Annotated in this window: 14 protein-coding genes; 7 read left to right on the forward strand and 7 right to left on the reverse strand. The window is 33.1% G+C overall.

What is annotated here, in order from left to right; all coding sequences use genetic code 11:
• Nucleotides 1-144 precede the first annotated feature (144 nt).
• Nucleotides 145-738: a 2OG-Fe(II) oxygenase family protein gene (locus IWX83_RS08870; protein ID WP_196829102.1), complete on the forward strand. Its 594-nt coding sequence runs from the start codon at nucleotides 145-147 to the stop codon at nucleotides 736-738.
• A 189-nt stretch (nucleotides 739-927) separates the two neighbouring features.
• On the opposite strand, the gene IWX83_RS08875 is transcribed toward IWX83_RS08870, so the two are convergent.
• Nucleotides 928-1,923: a metal-dependent hydrolase gene (locus IWX83_RS08875; RefSeq protein ID WP_196829103.1), complete on the reverse strand. Its 996-nt coding sequence runs from the start codon at nucleotides 1,921-1,923 to the stop codon at nucleotides 928-930.
• Nucleotides 1,924-2,180: 257 nt separating this feature from the next.
• Here IWX83_RS08875 and IWX83_RS08880 point away from each other — a divergent pair, with 257 nt between their 5' ends.
• Nucleotides 2,181-3,035 carry an EamA/RhaT family transporter gene (locus tag IWX83_RS08880; protein ID WP_196829105.1) on the forward strand — a complete coding sequence of 285 codons (855 nt, stop codon included), beginning with the start codon at nucleotides 2,181-2,183 and terminating at the stop codon, nucleotides 3,033-3,035.
• An 84-nt stretch (nucleotides 3,036-3,119) separates the two neighbouring features.
• On the opposite strand, the gene IWX83_RS08885 is transcribed toward IWX83_RS08880, so the two are convergent.
• Both IWX83_RS08885 and IWX83_RS08890 read right to left on the reverse strand, forming a co-directional pair.
• Nucleotides 3,120-3,833: a GYF domain-containing protein gene (locus IWX83_RS08885; protein ID WP_196829107.1), complete on the reverse strand. Its 714-nt coding sequence runs from the start codon at nucleotides 3,831-3,833 to the stop codon at nucleotides 3,120-3,122.
• A gap of 132 nt (nucleotides 3,834-3,965) precedes the next feature.
• Nucleotides 3,966-5,114: a saccharopine dehydrogenase family protein gene (locus tag IWX83_RS08890; RefSeq protein ID WP_196829109.1), complete on the reverse strand. Its 1,149-nt coding sequence runs from the start codon at nucleotides 5,112-5,114 to the stop codon at nucleotides 3,966-3,968.
• 549 nt (nucleotides 5,115-5,663) lie between these two features.
• Between IWX83_RS08890 and IWX83_RS08895 the strand changes: the two genes are divergently transcribed.
• Nucleotides 5,664-6,311 (forward strand): SOS response-associated peptidase, encoded by a 648-nt coding sequence (locus IWX83_RS08895; RefSeq protein WP_196829111.1) that lies wholly within the window; start codon nucleotides 5,664-5,666, stop codon nucleotides 6,309-6,311.
• A gap of 86 nt (nucleotides 6,312-6,397) precedes the next feature.
• Here the strand turns inward: IWX83_RS08895 and IWX83_RS08900 are convergent, their stop codons facing one another.
• Together IWX83_RS08900 and IWX83_RS08905 are read right to left on the reverse strand one after the other, a co-directional pair.
• Nucleotides 6,398-7,498: a Fic family protein gene (locus IWX83_RS08900; protein ID WP_196829113.1), complete on the reverse strand. Its 1,101-nt coding sequence runs from the start codon at nucleotides 7,496-7,498 to the stop codon at nucleotides 6,398-6,400.
• 393 nt (nucleotides 7,499-7,891) lie between these two features.
• Complete coding sequence (locus IWX83_RS08905) at nucleotides 7,892-8,794, reverse strand: transposase (protein WP_196829115.1); 903 nt, start codon at nucleotides 8,792-8,794, stop codon at nucleotides 7,892-7,894.
• Between the two features lie 63 nt (nucleotides 8,795-8,857).
• Here IWX83_RS08905 and IWX83_RS08910 point away from each other — a divergent pair, with 63 nt between their 5' ends.
• A complete protein-coding gene (locus IWX83_RS08910; protein WP_231379903.1) occupies nucleotides 8,858-11,044 on the forward strand; it encodes an ATP-dependent helicase in 2,187 nt (728 codons plus the stop codon).
• Between the two features lie 218 nt (nucleotides 11,045-11,262).
• Here the strand turns inward: IWX83_RS08910 and mnmE are convergent, their stop codons facing one another.
• On the reverse strand, nucleotides 11,263-12,663 hold the full coding sequence (mnmE, locus tag IWX83_RS08915) for a tRNA uridine-5-carboxymethylaminomethyl(34) synthesis GTPase MnmE (RefSeq protein ID WP_196829117.1): 1,401 nt from the start codon (nucleotides 12,661-12,663) through the stop codon (nucleotides 11,263-11,265).
• 177 nt (nucleotides 12,664-12,840) lie between these two features.
• Here mnmE and IWX83_RS08920 point away from each other — a divergent pair, with 177 nt between their 5' ends.
• The 3 genes from IWX83_RS08920 to IWX83_RS08930 all read left to right on the forward strand — a co-directional run bounded on the left by IWX83_RS08920 (nucleotide 12,841) and on the right by IWX83_RS08930 (nucleotide 16,491).
• The gene (locus tag IWX83_RS08920; protein ID WP_196829119.1) at nucleotides 12,841-13,674 is read left to right on the forward strand and encodes a universal stress protein; all 834 of its coding nucleotides are present in this window, start codon (nucleotides 12,841-12,843) and stop codon (nucleotides 13,672-13,674) included.
• A gap of 92 nt (nucleotides 13,675-13,766) precedes the next feature.
• Nucleotides 13,767-14,600 (forward strand): universal stress protein, encoded by an 834-nt coding sequence (locus IWX83_RS08925; protein ID WP_073354949.1) that lies wholly within the window; start codon nucleotides 13,767-13,769, stop codon nucleotides 14,598-14,600.
• 118 nt (nucleotides 14,601-14,718) lie between these two features.
• On the forward strand, nucleotides 14,719-16,491 hold the full coding sequence (locus IWX83_RS08930) for a DNA mismatch repair protein (RefSeq protein ID WP_196829121.1): 1,773 nt from the start codon (nucleotides 14,719-14,721) through the stop codon (nucleotides 16,489-16,491).
• A gap of 249 nt (nucleotides 16,492-16,740) precedes the next feature.
• Here IWX83_RS08930 and dnaN read toward each other — a convergent pair whose 3' ends face one another.
• On the reverse strand, nucleotides 16,741-17,859 hold the full coding sequence (gene dnaN / locus IWX83_RS08935; protein WP_073354952.1) for a DNA polymerase III subunit beta: 1,119 nt from the start codon (nucleotides 17,857-17,859) through the stop codon (nucleotides 16,741-16,743).
• Nucleotides 17,860-17,873 lie beyond the last annotated feature (14 nt).

Consider the following 17,873-nt stretch of genomic DNA (forward strand, 5'->3'; position numbering starts at 1 on the left):
GTCAAATTAAAAATTACATGTCCGTTATAGCAATAAAAAGAGGAATTATAAGTAAATAATCTTATTTATTTCAGATTCAGTCTCTAACGAATTTTATTAGTCTATCTTGTCCCGTTGGCGGTATATTCAGTCAATATAAAAGACATGGAAAATAGCTTTGAGGATTTAATTGCCTCCTATATTGAAAATAAAGTAGGGATATCGGAACATTTTTTGAGTACTACTTTAGCCAATAATTTAAAGCAGAACTTAATTGCTTTAAATAAGCAAAGTTTATTGTTGGAAGCAGGAGTTGGGAACTCAGAGAAGGTTTCTTATGACGGAGCGATTCGAAGCGATTCTATTTATTGGCTTGACAAAAAACACAATAATGCATTCGAAAATGAATTCTTTGCCCAAATTGAAGCCTTTATTGTTTATTTGAACCAAAGTTGTTATGCCGGAATAACAGGTTATGAATTTCACTATTCACTTTATGAATCGGGTGATTTTTATTTAAAGCATTTAGACCAATTCAAAAATAATCCTAGTCGAAAATATTCCATGATTAGCTATCTCAATAGCAATTGGCAAGAAAGTGATGGAGGAGAATTATTGATTCATCAAGTAAATAACAATCAAAAAATTGCTCCAACTCAGGGTAAAACTGTTTTCTTTAAGAGTGATGAGTTAGTGCATGAAGTTTTAGTAACTCAAAATACTAGAATGAGTATTACGGGATGGTTGAAGAGCGATTGATGTTTTAAATTGAAAAGTAAGATTACTATTTAGTTGTATTTTATATTAAATAATCACATTGAATGGTTTGATTTTAATTTTATCACCTATAATACAAATGGATTTGATCTAGGAAAAAATAGTAACTGCCGAAAGCTTTTTTCGTTTTCATTCCTTTAATGTAGCTTATAGTACAAAATAAAGGGTGTCTTAATTTCCTTTGAGTCGATTAAATATTTTATGTAAAAGTCGTTTTCCATCTCTTTTGCTTTTAGGGACTTCAACTGCATTCAAGTCGCCTTTGTTGGCAATAAATTGATAACTAAAAGCAAATTGAGGGTTTGCAGGATTATCATTCAATAACCCAAAGCGTAAATCATTAAAGTATAAAGTTTCTTTTTTTCGAGAAATAATGTACCAACCTTCGCTGGCTTTTTTTAGTTTTTCAAAATCGGTGTTTCTTGTCAGCTTTGATTCTAAAATTTTATTTTTGTTGTAAGCTACAAATGAAATGGGTTGGGTATCAAATAATGAATAGTTGGACAATAAATAAGAATTGGTCGTCGCCACATTGGCATTCCACAAAATCAGATTCAAAGGCGTAGGTTTTACGATAATTTCAGAATAATGAATTCCCTGGTTTAGTAATGCTTTTTCAAATTGGTGCAAGGCATACAATTTTATAAAGCAGGATAAAATTAGATAGGCAGTACTAAAAAACAATCCTTTATAATTGTACTTTTTACGAAGCAAAGGATCTTTGGTTCTCCATACCCAAAGCAATGCAATCAGCAGCGGAATGGTGTACACCGGATCAACTACAAAAATGGTTTTAAAGGCAAAGCGATGATCCAGCGGCCACAAAATTTGTGTACCCCATGAAGTAAACATGTCTAACAATACATGAGTTAAAAGGCACCAAAAAACCATAGTAGTGGCCAGAATGAAGCTAATTTTGGCTCTTTCAATTTTTGAAATAAACCAACCTAAAATAGGGGATAAAATCAAAAAAAGAAAAATCGAATGGCTTATGCCGCGGTGTATGAGAATTGCATCTATTGGATTTAAAAAAAGGCCAACTACAACATCTAAATCGGGAATGGTACCAAGAATAGCACCATACAAAAAAGTCTTATTCTTTAATTTTTTGCCGGCGCATACTTCAGCTATTGCAATTCCTAAAGCGATTTGAGTAAAAGAATCCATGACACAAAAGTAGCTGAAATCAAATAATATCTTGGTAGTGTTAGTGTAAATGTTTGTGCTGTAAGTTCAATTTCTTAATACTGCTATATAGTAAGAAATAGCGTTGCAACAACTCTAATAAATCATACTAAAGACAAGGATTTCTATTTAGAGGATTTTTTAGTTACGTCTATGAACCTATTTTTTATGTTTTTTAATTTTCAAAAAGGGCAATTGGAGCAACAATAAATGGTAGTTTTGCACTCTAAAATTGTACTATGCTATTTCTGATTTTGAGTATTATTTGCAGTGTTACTGTGGGAATACTGTTTAAATTTTCTCGTCATTACAACGTTAATAATGCACAAATTGTTGCAGCTAATTATCTGGTTGCTATTATTTTGTGCTATTTATTCTTCAATCCAAATTTAAATGAAGTAAACACTTCGTCGCCATGGCATATTTATATAGCGCTTGGTATTTTATTACCTTCAGTATTTCTATTTCTGGCAATTTCCATTAAGCACATGGGAATTGTAAAAACAGATGCCGCTCAGCGACTTTCATTATTCATTCCGATTTTAGCTGCTTGGTTAATATTCAAGGAGGATTTCAATGTATTTAAAGTTACGGCACTTGCAGTTGGGTTCCCAGCGCTAGTACTAATTTTGTCTAAACCCTCACAAAATACCAAGAACAAATGGATTTATCCTACTGTAGTTCTGCTGGGTTTTGGGATTATAGACATCCTTTTTAAACAAATCGCTCTGTTTACAACGCTGCCTTATACCACTTCTCTATTTATAGTTTTTAGCGTAGCATTGGTAATCATGTTTGCCGTTGTCAGTTATGAAGTGCTAGCCAATAAGGTTCAACTAGCGCTTAAAAACATAATTTTTGGTGGGCTAGTGGGTATTTTTAACTTTGGTAATATTCTTTTTTATCTTAAGGCGCATCAAGTATTTGCTAAAAATCCGTCAACAGTTTTTGCAGGAATGAATATGGGCGTGATCATAATAGGGAGTCTTGTTGGTATTTTAGTTTTCAAAGAAAAACTAACCAAAATAAATTACGCGGGTCTTTTTATGGCGTTGGTAGCGATTGTTTTAATAGTGTTTTCACAAATAAAATAGAAAAGTAAAATATATTTTTTAAAGTCAAATAATGGCACTAACATGGAATTGTAATTGGGTACGATTGCCATTTAGCTTTGTTTTTTAAGCCTTAATTTTTTCTAATTCTAAGTAAAGCTGATCCATTTCAATTTTTAAATTTTCAATCTCGGTACTTAAATTTTCAATTTCATTTTCGATTAAACTAATGTCTTCATTTCTCTCCTTGTCAGTTCTTAAAAATTGAAAATCTTTAGCTTTTACCAACTTATCTTTAGCTTGATCTAAAGCACTGAAATCAATAGCAAGTTTTTCCTTAATTTCAAAAAGCCTATTATTGAGGGTTAGTTTTCTCTCTTTTAAAACTCTTTCAAATTCCTGTTTTTCTTGTTCAATTATGCGATTCTTTTGTTCTTCAATTTCTTTTTCCTGTAATTGAAATTGTAGATTATTCCTTTCCGTAATGCTGTTTTTTTGTTCAAGTTCAGCACTTCTGCCTTCTTCAAAATAATTAAATATAAGAGTTCCAACTACTAAAATCAAAATTCCGGAGAGCATGTAAAAAAGCGACTTGTCAATCCCTATTATCTTAGTATTTGCCTCTTCGGTACTAAGTTTTGGAAGTGCTGTAGTAGTATTAATAGGTGGCGGCATCACTCTGAAAATAGATTGTAATTCCGCTATTTCACCTGCGGTTTTCCAATCTTGCATTCCTTCACACCAAACCGGTGTTGTTTTTAAAATTGATTTGGCTTTCAATTCGGTTAAATTAAATGGACCGCTACTTTCCGTGCCGTTGTGTAAGTAATAGGAATTCATTGCGTGCTTCTTATTTATTGCTTTTCGATTGATTTTTGAAGTTTCAAAAGTACAAAACAATTTGCTTTTTTCAGTAGTGTATTTTACCAGAAAACTACTTATCGAAATTATAAAATAAATGATTAATTTGGATTAAGAGGTTGTTTTTCCATAGACCTGGACGATATAATTTCCGTTTAAAAAGGATGCGGGATCAATTTTGCTTTGAAGTACAACACCACGTAGCGATGATTCTAACAATAGTTGCGCTGCTTGGGCTAATGGTGCCGCAGTGGTTGTTTGTATAGCTCTCAATTTGTGCTTTCCTACTATTTGGGGTGCAATGCGCTTTGCAATTTCACGTCTTCGCAAAATACCAGAAGCATCTTTACCTTCAACCGCAGCATATAAGATAATTTGATCATCCTCGACATGTGGAATTACTTGCTCCATTTTTTGCTGCAATATTTTTATAGCTTCTTCTGTATTTTCCAAAATAGAAAGTTGCTCTTGAATCCATGCATAGTGACCGGGATGACGTAACGTTTTGTAATCTAGTGAACGCACTTTTCCAGAGAGCGCTTCTGGTAAATCTGCTGCTCCGCCAGAGGTAAGATCTTCTTCATAGGTTATACCGTCAATAACAATAGAAGCTCTTTCTGATAATGGAGGGAGCGTTGTTTTTATGAAATCTCGAAGCACTATAGTATCTTTCAAATACTCTGTAGCTACTCCTACAGGACTCCAAGTAAATCCGTAGTAATGTGGAGCAACGGCATGATTGGTCAAGGCGCCAACTTTAAATTCTAATTTATCTACTTTGTCCACTTCAAAGTCCATGCAAAATTGTTGAAAAAGTCCATTTGCTAGTAAATCGATGTACCCTGGAGCCAATCCTGTTTGAAGGATAAAACCCGTTTCGGCATTTTTTGCCAGAGCTACTATTTGGGAAGTTTCGGTGACATATTCGGTGAGATTGGCGTAATGCATATCAAAATCTTTAGCAAATTGCGCCATACGGGGTGCTTGACTACCAGGAAGGCAGTCGAGAATGATATCGCCTCGACGCAAAATGGTCTCCATTTCATTCGTAAGTTCTAATTCATCAAGATGAAAGTCTTGAATAGATCCCTTTTTCGATGTTCCTTCTTGAATCCAATGCGCTACCTTTTTTGCTTTGGCGTGGTTTCTGTCACCAATAAATAACGTTGGAGTCACGTCACTCCATTCCATTAACAATAAACCAACGGCTTCTGCAATTCCGCCGGCTCCCGCTATAATGATAGTGTGATGCTTTTTCATATTTTAAAGATACTATTTTTAATTGGTTCCGCATTTTAGTTCGTGTAACAATTTATTATTTCTTGAAATGAATTTCCTGCCTCCGATAGCAACGAAAAGCCCGTAAGGGAAGCGCCCATTAAAAAACAAAACCCATAAAGCGACCAGCGGAAGCTTGTTTTGGGTTTCTGTTTTTAGGGCAATGACTGCGGACTTGTAGTGTATAGCGGAAAATGGCAGCCTAATTAAGGCACACAGCAACTGCTGATTGAATGCTAAATTACTTACCAATACAGAAGTTCATTTTCTTAGTGGTGGCGGGCTCTAGCGTTTGAAGGTACAAAATAGGTACAACTATTTTTTAGCCTGCTATTTTTGCTTACGGAAATTAGCATAGTCAAAAATAAGCCTTTTTTTGGTGTTTTTAAGCATAAAAAATAAAATTTATATTTGTAAGAAAATAAGTTATTTTATATTTTGATATTATTTTTAAAAATGAGAAAGTAGCTCTTAGTATTACTTGTTTTTTCATTAAATTTGATTAATTAAAGCAATCATAAAAACAGAATTATGTGTTTCCACACGATCCAAAACAAACTCTCCAAACAAATCGAAAAGCGTTTTAAAGCTAAAATTAGTGAGAAAACGTCATTTGCGACGCAAGAGCATTTTAATGGATTTGCTTTTCCTAAAACACCAATTATCACAAATAACCATCCTGAAATTATTGAACACTATAATTGGGGGTTAATTCCAAGCTGGGCAAAAAATGATCAAATCAAAGCAATGACGCTCAATGCCAGAATTGAAACGGTAGAAGACAAGCATTCCTTTCGGGATGTGATTCACCAGCGCTGTTTAATTATTGCTACTGGTTTTTATGAATGGCAATGGCTAGATGCCAAAGGGAATAATAAAATGAAGTATCAAATAGGTATCAAAAATGATGCGCTTTGTGCTTTTGCAGGACTGTATTCCCATTGGACGGATACAAATACGGGTGAAATAAGAAATACGTATACCATGTTAACCACTGTAGCTAATCCTTTGATGGCTGAAATTCATAACCATAAAAAGCGCATGCCTATTATTTTGAATCCTGAAGATGAAAACAGATGGCTAGATCAAACACCAATTCAGGAATTTGCCTTTCCTTACACTGTGGATTTAGTGGCAAGAAAAATTGACACTGATTTTCCTCCGCTTTTATTGTTTTGATTGATGTTTAAAAAGTTTGACAAGCAGCATTACGCTATTTATAAAAAAATGAGCCGATTAAATGATTTAATCGGCTCATTTGTAAGCTAAGAATGGTCTTTCAGGATATAATGGGTACTTCTTCCTCCTGAATCAGCTTTAATCAAGATTCCTTTGTTTACTAAGTCAGTAATATCTCTTAATGCAGTATCTGGAGAAGTTTTTGCCATTTTAGCCCATTTACTGCTAGTTAAGTTGCCTTCAAAATGATCCATTAGTTTAGTAAGCATTTTGTGCTGACGTTCATTATTGATTAAACCTGAATTTTTTGCCCAAAACTGATGTTTTTTTACCACTTTGTCAACAATGATACTCGAAGACAGCATACTATTTTTTAAACATTCTAAGAACCAAATAATCCACTCTGTTATATCTAAGTCTCCCTTTTGAGTTCGCTCTAAAATGGTATAATAACTTTTCTTTTGTAGGTTTATTTCAGTTGACATACTGTAAAACCTTTGATTGACACCATCCGCTTTAGAAAGTTGCATGTCCGTAATAGCCCTAGCAATCCTTCCATTTCCATCGTCAAAGGGGTGTATCGTTATAAACCATAAATGTGCTACAGCTGCTTTGAGTATGGGTTCTAGATTTTGTTCGTTATTGTACCAATTTATAAATTGTTTCATTTCGGATACTACATTCTCGGCTTTTGGAGCTTCATAATGTACTGTTTCTCTACCCATGCCTCCTGAAACTACCTGCATAGGTCCTAAACGCCAATTGGCAACTTCAATTTTATACATACCGCTTCTTCCTGTTGGAAACAAGGCGGCGTGCCAATTAAACAAACGTTCCTCTGTCACTATTTTGTTATCGTTTTGAGTCGCATCCAGCATTAATTCTACAATTCCTTCAACGTGCCTATCAGACTGTTCTAAACCAGAATATTCTAATCCTAATCTTGTGGCAATAGAAGAACGAACGAGTTCTGGGTTTAATATTTCTCCTTCTATGGCAGAAGTTTGTAGTACATCCTGAATCAAGGTTTCAAAATTGGCTTCGTCTTTTAATTCGAAACCTAACAATTCTACTTTGCCCATAAGTTTACCTTGCAAGTGACGTACTTCGCTTAATAACGATATAAATTCCGGCTCATTCCACTGTAAATGCGGCCAATTTTTAAGCTGATGGATGTAGATTGCCATTGTTTTTTTCTTTAATGCGGTAAATATAGTAATTATTCTCCGCAAAAAATGCGGTGATTAAACTGTTTTTTCACCGCATTTTTTAAAAATTGGAGTTATTGGTAGAGAAGGGGAAGGACGAAGCGCGAAGTATAGGTGCATTGGGAGTGAAATTTCTTTGTATTTGGTGTGATGTTTTTATTTACTACAAAGCTGTACTTCTACAGATTTTTTTTAGTAGGGTAATTCATTATTAATTTCTACTTTTAAAACCATAAAATTAATCAACGAAACGAAAAGTAAAAATGAATCATTTTGAAGAATTCCTTCCGTAATTAAAAATACAAAAAGGTTATATGAATTTAATAAACGTGGCGCTTCTTGATGATAATATTGAACAATGCGAATCAAGGGTTAAAAAATTAAATTTATAAAAGCTGATGCTATCTTTCCAAAAATATGGACTAGCAATCCTTTGCTTGACCTTACTTTATTAGCTCTTTGAATATCAGTTTTTTGTATTAGCCAATTAAATAAAGATTCGATAGGTTGTCTAATTCTTGACACTGCAGCTGAAAATAAATCATCAGCAGCTTTATCTCTATTTTTGATTTCTTGACATTCTCCTTTAACACCTTTTACAGGTGTCATCATTATTGAGTTTTTTTCTTTTTCTAAATCTGAAAAAAAGTCTTGATTGATGTAAATTTTATCTCCAAAAAAACATCTATTTGTTTTATTAGACCAAGTTTCTTTGAATACTGTTAAGTCATTTACCGAAGCTGGTGTTATTTGAATTTCTTCTGGAAAAGGAATGGTTTTATCTCGTCTAAAGGCTAATGTGTGAAGCTTTACTTTAAAATAATATAAGCTTTTAGTAGAACAGTATCCTTTATCTGTAAGGTCATTAGCTACTTTACCTAAACGTTTTCCAGAACAAGTAATTATCGGCATAGAATCAAGTAAACTTTGATTTAGATGACAATCTTGCGGCATATAATCTTCAAAAAGTGAACCAGTAAGATTCCTAAAAGCTTCAGATAATTGATTTAGTCTATTTGAAAATCCTGAATAAGAGCCCAAATTAGGAAACCAAGAACGTAAATAATCCGACGCAAATTTATGTATCTGTTTAACGGAAAATCTTTGTTCTTCCTCAATGACGAATAAATAAATGGTCATAATCTCTTGGTCTGTTAAATCCTGTCTGTTGTTATTACTAAATCGTTCACAGCTATATTTTAAATCTTTTTCAAATTTCTCACAGATTGTTGAATAGATTTTTATTAATTTTAATGCTTTAGTCTGAATAGTCATATGTTTAAATGTGCGTTAAATACACTTTAAATGTACTGATTTTCAGACTATTAATCTAATTTTTTGAAAGATATTTCTTTCTTTTTTTTATCATTCCCTCAACCCTTGATTCGCATTATTAATAATTTAAATGAAAAACAAAAAGCATCTGTCCTTTCAGATGCAAAGAGAGTGTTAGTTCTCGCAGGTGCAGGATCAGGTAAAACGAAAACGGTTATTTCAAAATTGTTACACTTAGTAAGTGAAAAGAGTGTGAAATCATCCTCTATTTTGGCAATAACACTTACTAAAAACGCAGCAAATGAGATGACAGATAGACTACTAATTTCTAGTGATCTTACGTGCGAGTATGAGGCTTTTATTCAAAATAAATTTACCACAGCTATTCAAAAAGAACTTGAAAGAAAGAAAAGAATTAGCAACGAGCCATGGATATCTAATTTAACAATCAAAACGTTTCATTCCTTGTGCTATAAGATTCTACGAGATAATGGTAATCCAGTTTTTGATAATAAGTTCAAATTAATCACGGATAATTCTGCTGAAGATGTTGATTTAAAAAATCATGAATTGATTTCAGTTGAAAAGCCGAAAGAGATTTTAGGTAAAATGCTAATTCTGGCTTGCAAGGACAGAGATTATATCCTGAAGTTAAAGAGGTATATTCTCGATTTTTATGTTGACAAAGTTGCGATTGAACGAGAGATGAAACTGTATACAAATGAGGGGCGAACTACCTATACAACGCTTAAGGGCGAAAAAGTTAAATCTAAATCTGAGCGTGATATAGCCGATTGGCTTTATAGACACAATATTAAATATGTTTACGAGAAGGTAACAAACTTCAAAGATTTTAATTTTAAGCCTGATTTTTTTATACCTCAAGCTAATCTATATCTTGAACACGTAACTGATAAAAGTTACAAGATGGCAGATAAAGAGAGACAATTTATTGAAGGAGGTAAAAACTGTGCCGTTACCTATGAATCTATCATGAACAATTCTATTCTATTTAATCTGGCAATGGAGAGAATTGTTAAAGGTAAAATTACAGAAGAAATATCGTCCAACATCTCTTTGAGTTACGAAGAAGAATTCAATAGATATCACAATAAAATAGATGAGTTTCTAAAAATGACAATGCGGTTACAGTCTATGATAAAGGGTGAAGATCTAGATCTAGATATACTTTTAGAGAAATCATTCAAAAACGATCATGAAAGAGTACGGGTATTTTATGAGTTGGCAATCCCAATCATTAAATCATATAAAGATTATTGTACAAATAAGTCATTTGTAGATTTTGACGATTTAATTATTCTAACAGTTAAATTACTTAAAGAGAATGATGACATTAGAGAATTTTATCAAGCCAAATTTAAATATTTGATGGTAGATGAATTTCAAGATGTTAACGGACTACAAGTAAAACTTCTTGATCTATTAGTAAAAGATGACAGCCAGTTATTTTGCGTAGGTGATGATTGGCAGAGTATTTATGGTTTTAGAGGATCAAATGTCGATTATATAGTAAATTTCGAATCTCATTATAAAAACTGTGAAATACACAAATTGGATGTAAACTATAGAAGTACTCAAACCATAGTTGGCGCAAGTAACGAAGTAATTAAACACAATAAGAATCAAATTAGCAAGGAGATTAGAGCATTTAAAGAAGCTCCAACTAAAATTGATATATACAGAGCCAAAAGGTTAGACCTTGACGGGGTAGACTATTTAGTTGATAAGGTAAAAGAATTGTACAATAGAGGATTTGGTAAAGATGATATACTTGTTTTGTATCGAAGATCAAAAATGTTTACACCTTACCTTGATGCATTAAAGGCAAATAAACTTTTTGTATCATGTAAAACCATACATGCTTCAAAAGGATTGGAAGCGAAAGCGGTTTTTATCATCGGTTTAACGGAGGGTAATGGTGGTTTTCCTGATATTTGGTTGGATGATGCCATCTTTAGGGTTGTAAAAGATGTAAAATATGATATGCTTCTAGAAGAGGAACGACGATTGTTTTATGTTGCAATTACAAGAGCTAAAGATGAATTATTTCTTATAACTGAAATAGGAAATGAGTCTTCATTTGTAGACGAGATTCCACATCATTTTTACACTGTTAAAAAGCCAATTTTCAGAGACGATTTGGATCAAACAAAAAAATGTAAAGACTGTAATGATATGATTAGTTTGTCAGATCGCTTCTGTAAAAGCTGTGGTGTTAAACAGAATTAAAATATTATTTAAATTATTAATATCCTTTCTTAAAGATTATTACAAAAATCACAAAGTAAATATCTTAAAAAGCAATACCCAAAACAGCATGTAAAAGTGGCTAGTTTTGGGTATTCATTTTATGTTATCATAACTCTCCCTGAGACTATATAGTGTCAAATTAGAATAAGATCAATAGCACCTTTGATAAATTGGAAACGGCTATCGATTACTATATTTTATTTACCAATACAAAAGTTAGCAAAAATATTACCTAATAATTCGTCGTTTGAGACCTGACCAGTAATAGTTCCAAATTGATACAACGCCTCCTTAATATCGAGCGCCATAAGGTCACTAGAAAGATTTGTTTCTAGCCCAAATTTCACTTTCGTTATTTCATCTAACGCTTTTAGTAAAGAGTCGTAATGTCTTGTATTTGTGATAATTGTTTCATTATTACGCAACGCTCCAGTATTTACAAAAGATAGTAGCTGGTTTTTCAGTTCATCAACACCAATCTTTTGTTTAGCGCTTAGGAAAATGAGTTTAATGTTTAAGTTTGAAAGTTCTTGTTGAATGGCTGTAATTTCATTTTCGGAAAGTAAATCTAATTTATTGATGACAACAAGTAAAGGTTTCAACGGAAACTGATTTTTGATTTTCTCGATTTCAATGATGTATTCTGAACTTTGAACTTTAAACTTTAAACTATCAAACAAATATAAAACTACTTGTGCTTGTTCAATTTTCTCAAAAGTTTTTCGAATCCCAATGCTTTCTACTACATCTTCCGTTTCGCGAATTCCAGCCGTATCGATGAATCTAAATCCGATTCCGCCAATCACTAATTCATCTTCGATAGTATCACGGGTTGTTCCTGCAATTTCTGAAACTATGGCACGCTCTTCATTCAATAAAGCATTCAATAGGGTGGATTTTCCCACGTTTGGTTCACCCACAATAGCCACAGGTATTCCGTTTTTAATAACATTTCCAACGGCAAACGAATCGATTAATCGTTTAAGGACAAATTCGATTCTGTTTAATAATTCATGAAATTGTGTTCTGTCAGCAAATTCTACATCTTCTTCGGCAAAGTCCAATTCGAGTTCAATCAAAGAGGCAAAATTCAATAATTCTTCTCTCAGTTTAGCTATTTCATTCGAAAAACCACCACGCATTTGTTGCATAGCGATTTGGTGCGACGCTTCATTATCGGATGAAATTAAATCGGCAACAGCTTCTGCTTGGGACAAATCCAGTTTGCCGTTTAGGAAAGCTCTAAGCGTAAATTCACCTGGATCTGCCATACGGCAGCCTTTCCGGAGGAGTAATTGTATGATTTGTTGCTGAATATAAGGAGAGCCATGGCAGGAAATTTCGATTGTGTTTTCGCCCGTATACGAATTTGGACCTTTAAAAATGGACACTAATACTTCATCTAAGGTTTTGGAAGCATCCATAATATGGCCTAAATGCAAGGTGTGGGTTTTTTGAGTGGTTAAATCTTTATTTTTAATAGATTTAAAAACAGAATTTCCTATCGTGATGGCATCTTGGCCCGAAATCCGAATTACGGCTATAGCTCCTGCTCCCGATGGAGTTGCAAGCGCTACTATGGAATCGTGAGGTATCATATTTGTATTCAATTTTATGCAAAAGTAAGGAAAATTGATAAGGCAGCAAGTCTCGATTATCAAACCATTAACTTTATTTTTTTGTTAAAAAATTACTCAAACTGACATTTATCATGCTGTTTTGTTTTTTAGTTTCGTAAATTTATATAATTAATTGATTTGCAACAAAGTAACATTATGTCCAAAAAAATTCTATTTCCAACCGACTTTTCAGATGCCTCTAAAAACGCATTTATTTATGCCTTGCAATTAGCTGAATCTATTAAAGCCGAAGTAATTACCATTCATGTCTATCAGTTACCGCAAGCAAATTACATTAATATTTCAGAGTATTTACATGAAATTTATGATGTTACTGAGCTTAGTAATTTTGAAAATTATAAAGATGAGGTGCCGAGTTTAAGAAGGATAGCAGAACAAAATAATTTGGGACATATCAAGATAAGTCATGCTCTAATTCTAGGAAATTTAGTTCCTGAAATAAAAAAAATAACGGAGAATGAAAAAATTGATTTCGTGGTTATGGGTACCAAAGGGGCAACTGGACTAAAAGAAACTTTTTTTGGTACCGTGGCAACCAAAGTGATGAATGATGTAAAAGTATTAGTTTTAATTATACCGGAACATTGCCTTTATCAGCCAATAAAAAAAATGCTTTTCCTGACGCAATATAAATCGGAGGATACTGCCGCTTTTAAAACCGTATTGTCGCTATCCGCGATCTTTCAAGCTCCTGTTGATTGTTTGCGTGTCGCGCACTTAAAAGATGAAAGTCAACACGATTGCAGGGCAGATTGGAAGGTAGTGATGGAGGATAATGAAGTTGTTTTTCATTCAATCGAAGGGGACGATGTAGAGGGTATAATCTTAAATTTTATTGCGTTGCACAAAATTAATTTGATTGCAATGCATGTATACCATCGAAATTTCTTTGAAAAATTATTTGAAATTAGTCTTGCTAAAAAATTGGCATTTCATATTAATGTTCCTATTCTAGGCATCCACGAATAAAATTAGTGTTGCTGAATTGCGCTATTTGTTTTAGAAAAACAAAAAACCAATAGCTTCGTAAAATAAATGAACTATTTTAAATTAAACGACAAATGAAAAAAATTTTATTTCCAACCGATTTTTCTGAAGTGGCAGCAAATGCTTTTATACATGCTTTGGAATTTGCAAAAATAGTTCATGGTGAAATCGTTTTATTGCACACCTTTGAACTACCTATTTATGACAATCAGTTTTTTCCTGAAAATTATGCTCTCATTTACAATTCAGTAGAATTAGCGCAATTTGGCATGTTTAAGGATGAAATTCCAAAACTCCGTGCGTTGGCAGAAGAGCGTCATTTGGATAAAATTAAAATGACACATCGACTTATGGATGGCGATTTACTTCATAATATTAAAAAATCGATTAAAGAAGATGCTATCGATTTTGTTATTATGGGTACGTCAGGAGTCACGGGATGGGATGCTTTTTTTGTGGGTTCTAATGCAGGATCTGTTATTTCTGGAATTGAAATTCCAATGCTGTGTATTCCAATTGAAGCCAAGTTCAAGAAAATAGAAATTATTGGTTTTACCACGCGCTTTAGAACGAAAGACAAAAAAGCCTTAAAAATGGTGCTAGATATTGCCAAAAAAACAAAAGCAAAAGTCAAATGCTTGTATGTGAAAACGAGTGAATCGGATGTTTCAAAAGATACCGTGGCGCATTGGGAGGAAGAATTTATTAATGAACCCGTAGAGTTTTTTGTGATTTCGAGTGATGAAGTAAAGGAGACTATTTTAGATTTTATTCTATATAAGGAAATTGATATATTGACTATGCTGACCTATAAAAGAGGTTTTTTTGAAGGAATTTTTAAACCTAGTTTAACCAAAAAAATAGCGAATAATTTTGACATTCCTATTTTAGCAATACACATGGATTGATGCAGTCACAATTTTAGTTGAAGTTTCGAATACTATTTAGTTTGGCATTGCCATTGCCTTTTAATTTAGACTTCTCAGCAAATCTATTTCGTTATATTTGCAATTCATCAATTGAATTATGGAAATATACAAAGTAAAAAAGATTCGCTTTTCAACAGCGTTAACTGCAATCAATAAAAAGTACAATAGTATAAGTGTTTTAAGACTTCTTACTATTGTACTTTTTTTTATATCTAGTTATTATTACCTTAAAACTAGTGATATTATTTTTGTAGTTGCCTCGATAGTTTTATTTGGTGCTTTCGTGATATTGATGCGTATTCATTCCAAGTTAGTTTTTAAAAAGCAAGTCAATCAAGCCTTATTTGATATTAACGAAAATGAAATATCCTATTTGGAAAGAAATAAAATTCCTTTTGAAAACGGACAAGAATTTAACGATTTTAATCACCCTTATGCGTATGATTTAGATGTCTTTGGAGAACATTCCTTATTTCAAAATTTGAATAGAACGGCTACTTTTATTGGAAAAAAAACATTGGCAAACCAACTTTTAGCTCTGGCATCAAATAACGAAATCATAAGAAATCAGCAAGCGGTCAAAGAATTATCTATCAAATTAGATTGGCGTCAGGAGTTCTTAGCTTTCGCCAAAATTGGAAAGGATAGCCAATCGAATTATGAGACTTTGCTGAAATGGAGTACATTCAATAGCACGCCATTATCTAAAATTAGTGTTTTTATTTCTTATTTTTCTCCACTTCTTTTTCTAGGATTTTTGATAGCTTATGCAGTCACATTTAATATTGTTTTTGTTTCTGTTTTGTCGTATTTGTTTGTGTTTCACTTGATCGTTTTAGGTCGGTTTATAAAACGTATTCAGAGCGAAATAGCAAATTCTACTAACATTGATAAAACCATTCACCAATACAGTTTGTTGTTGCAAAAGATTGAAGAAGAAACTTTTCAGTCTGAAAAGTTAATCGGCTTGCAACAAAAACTAGTATTCAAAAAAGAAAAGGCTAGCGTTCATTTGAAACAATTAGCTGGTTTGTTTTCAAAAATGGACAGTATTTCTAATTTTGTGACAGCCATCGTTTTTAATGGTACATTTCTTTTTAATTTGCATGTGCTACAATCATTAATTCAATGGAAAAACGATTATGCCGAAGCACTGGAAGAGTGGCTCGAAGTAATTGGGGAATTGGAGCTGCTAAATAGTTTAGCAAATATGTCTTATAATAATCCAGAGTTCGTTTATCCAACATTGAACACTAATTTTGAAATTGATTTCACGGACCTAAGTCATCCTTTATTAATTGAAAAAACAAGAATAGGGAATGATGTTCGTTTTCATCCAGAAAGCTTCATGATTTTGACGGGTTCTAATATGTCTGGTAAAAGTACTTTTCTACGCAGTTTGGGAATTAATATGGTTCTAACTGGTATGGGGTCTTCCGTTTGTGCAAGCCAAGCTAATGTGCATCCATTACCGGTTTTGGTTTCGATGCGATTGTCTGATTCGTTGTCAGATAGCGAATCGTACTTTTTTGCTGAAATTAAACGCTTAAAGCAAATTATGGATGAATTGGAAAACAGACCTGCGTTTGTTTTATTAGACGAAATATTACGAGGAACTAATTCAGATGATAAACGAAATGGAACAATAGAAGTGGTCAAAAAAGTGATTGGTAAAAAAGCCATTGGTGCAATTGCGACACATGATATCGAAGTTTGTCTCACGACAAATGAATATCCTGCTATTTTAACCAATAAATGCTTTGAAGTGGAGATTGTCAATAATGATCTCCACTTTGATTATAAATTACGGGATGGAATTTGTAAAAATAGGAGCGCTACTTTCCTAATGAAAAAAATGGGAGTGATTTAGTTTGGAATTTTAGACTTCTTTGATTTTTAGACCATTTAGATTTTAAGGTTCAGTTTGTCTTTGCGAGGAACGAAGCAAACCCACTAACATGAGCCATAGTTGTAATCAATTAAACGGAACACTAAAGAGATTTCTCACTCGTTTGAGAAATAAAAGAGAAATGAATAAAAGCAAAAAACCGTCTCGTAATTAAACGAGACGGTTTTAAAATATAAAAATGGTTTGGTTAATAGCGTATTTTAAACTGAACTAGCTGTTCAACATTACTGGCATAACCAGCATGGTAACTGTTTCACCTTCTTCTAATCCATCAACAGGAGTAAGAATTCCGGCTCTATTTGGCAATGACATCTCTAGCATAATCATGTCTGATTGTAAGTTCGTCAACATCTCTGTCAAAAAACGAGAATTGTATCCTATTTGCATATCATCACCTTGATAATCACAGGTTAATCTTTCTTCGGCTTTATTTGAGTAATCAATATCTTCAGCAGAAACATTCAACTCAGCTCCAGCAATTTTCAAACGAATTTGGTGTGTTGTTTTATTCGAAAAGATAGCCACACGACGTACTGAACTCAAAAATTGAGAACGGTCAATCATTAATTTATTTGGATTTTCTTTTGGAATTACTGCTTCGTAATTTGGATATTTACCATCAATCAAACGACACATTAAAACATAGTTGTCAAAAGAAAAAGTAGCATTCGAATCGTTGTATTCTATTTTTACTTCAGCATCCGAAGTACCCAGAATGTTTTTTAAAATGTTCAAAGGTTTCTTTGGCATAATAAAATCAGCCACTTGAGAAGCCACTACGTCAGTTCGAGCATATTTCACTAATTTGTGTGCATCCGTCGCAACAAAGGTTAATCCTTGTGGTGAAAACTGAAAGAATACACCAGACATAACTGGACGTAAATCATCGTTTCCGGCTGCAAAAATAGTTTTGCTTATGGCTGTTGCCAAAACATCAGCAGGAACTAGTGTAACCGATGGATCGTCTAAGTTCACTGATTTTGGAAATTCATCTCCAGAAGCATAAGCTAATGCATATTTCCCCGAATTAGAACTGATTTCTATCGTACTATTATCCTCAATGGTGAAAGTTAAAGGTTGTTCTGGGAATGTTTTAAGGATTTCCAAAAGCAATTTTGCAGGAACAGCAACGCTTCCTTTACTTTCAGAATCAATTCCTAGAGTAGCAGACATTGTAGTCTCTAAATCAGAAGCAGAAACGGTCAATACACTATGGTCTAAATCAAATAAAAAGTTATCTAAAATAGGTAAAGTATTGCTACTGTTGATAACGTTTCCTAAAACTTGTAATTGTTTCAATAAGTACGAACTCGATACTATAAATTTCATCTGTTTTGTTTTAT

It is taken from the genome of Flavobacterium sp. CG_9.1 (assembly GCF_015751645.1).
Taxonomy (GTDB): Bacteria; Bacteroidota; Bacteroidia; order Flavobacteriales; family Flavobacteriaceae; genus Flavobacterium; species Flavobacterium xanthum.

What these genes read in the sequence shown, in the direction of transcription:
- IWX83_RS08875 (WP_196829103.1), bottom strand. Translation starts at nt 1,923, where the DNA reads ATGGATTCTTTTACTCAAATCGCTTTAGGAATTGCAATAGCTGAAGTA.
- IWX83_RS08880 (WP_196829105.1), top strand. Translation starts at nt 2,181, where the DNA reads ATGCTATTTCTGATTTTGAGTATTATTTGCAGTGTTACTGTGGGAATA.
- IWX83_RS08920 (WP_196829119.1), top strand. Translation starts at nt 12,841, where the DNA reads ATGTCCAAAAAAATTCTATTTCCAACCGACTTTTCAGATGCCTCTAAA.
- mnmE (WP_196829117.1), bottom strand. Translation starts at nt 12,663, where the DNA reads ATGATACCTCACGATTCCATAGTAGCGCTTGCAACTCCATCGGGAGCA.
- IWX83_RS08930 (WP_196829121.1), top strand. Translation starts at nt 14,719, where the DNA reads ATGGAAATATACAAAGTAAAAAAGATTCGCTTTTCAACAGCGTTAACT.
- IWX83_RS08895 (WP_196829111.1), top strand. Translation starts at nt 5,664, where the DNA reads ATGTGTTTCCACACGATCCAAAACAAACTCTCCAAACAAATCGAAAAG.
- IWX83_RS08900 (WP_196829113.1), bottom strand. Translation starts at nt 7,498, where the DNA reads ATGGCAATCTACATCCATCAGCTTAAAAATTGGCCGCATTTACAGTGG.
- IWX83_RS08885 (WP_196829107.1), bottom strand. Translation starts at nt 3,833, where the DNA reads ATGAATTCCTATTACTTACACAACGGCACGGAAAGTAGCGGTCCATTT.
- IWX83_RS08870 (WP_196829102.1), top strand. Translation starts at nt 145, where the DNA reads ATGGAAAATAGCTTTGAGGATTTAATTGCCTCCTATATTGAAAATAAA.
- IWX83_RS08890 (WP_196829109.1), bottom strand. Translation starts at nt 5,114, where the DNA reads ATGAAAAAGCATCACACTATCATTATAGCGGGAGCCGGCGGAATTGCA.
- IWX83_RS08905 (WP_196829115.1), bottom strand. Translation starts at nt 8,794, where the DNA reads ATGACTATTCAGACTAAAGCATTAAAATTAATAAAAATCTATTCAACA.
- dnaN (WP_073354952.1), bottom strand. Translation starts at nt 17,859, where the DNA reads ATGAAATTTATAGTATCGAGTTCGTACTTATTGAAACAATTACAAGTT.
- IWX83_RS08925 (WP_073354949.1), top strand. Translation starts at nt 13,767, where the DNA reads ATGAAAAAAATTTTATTTCCAACCGATTTTTCTGAAGTGGCAGCAAAT.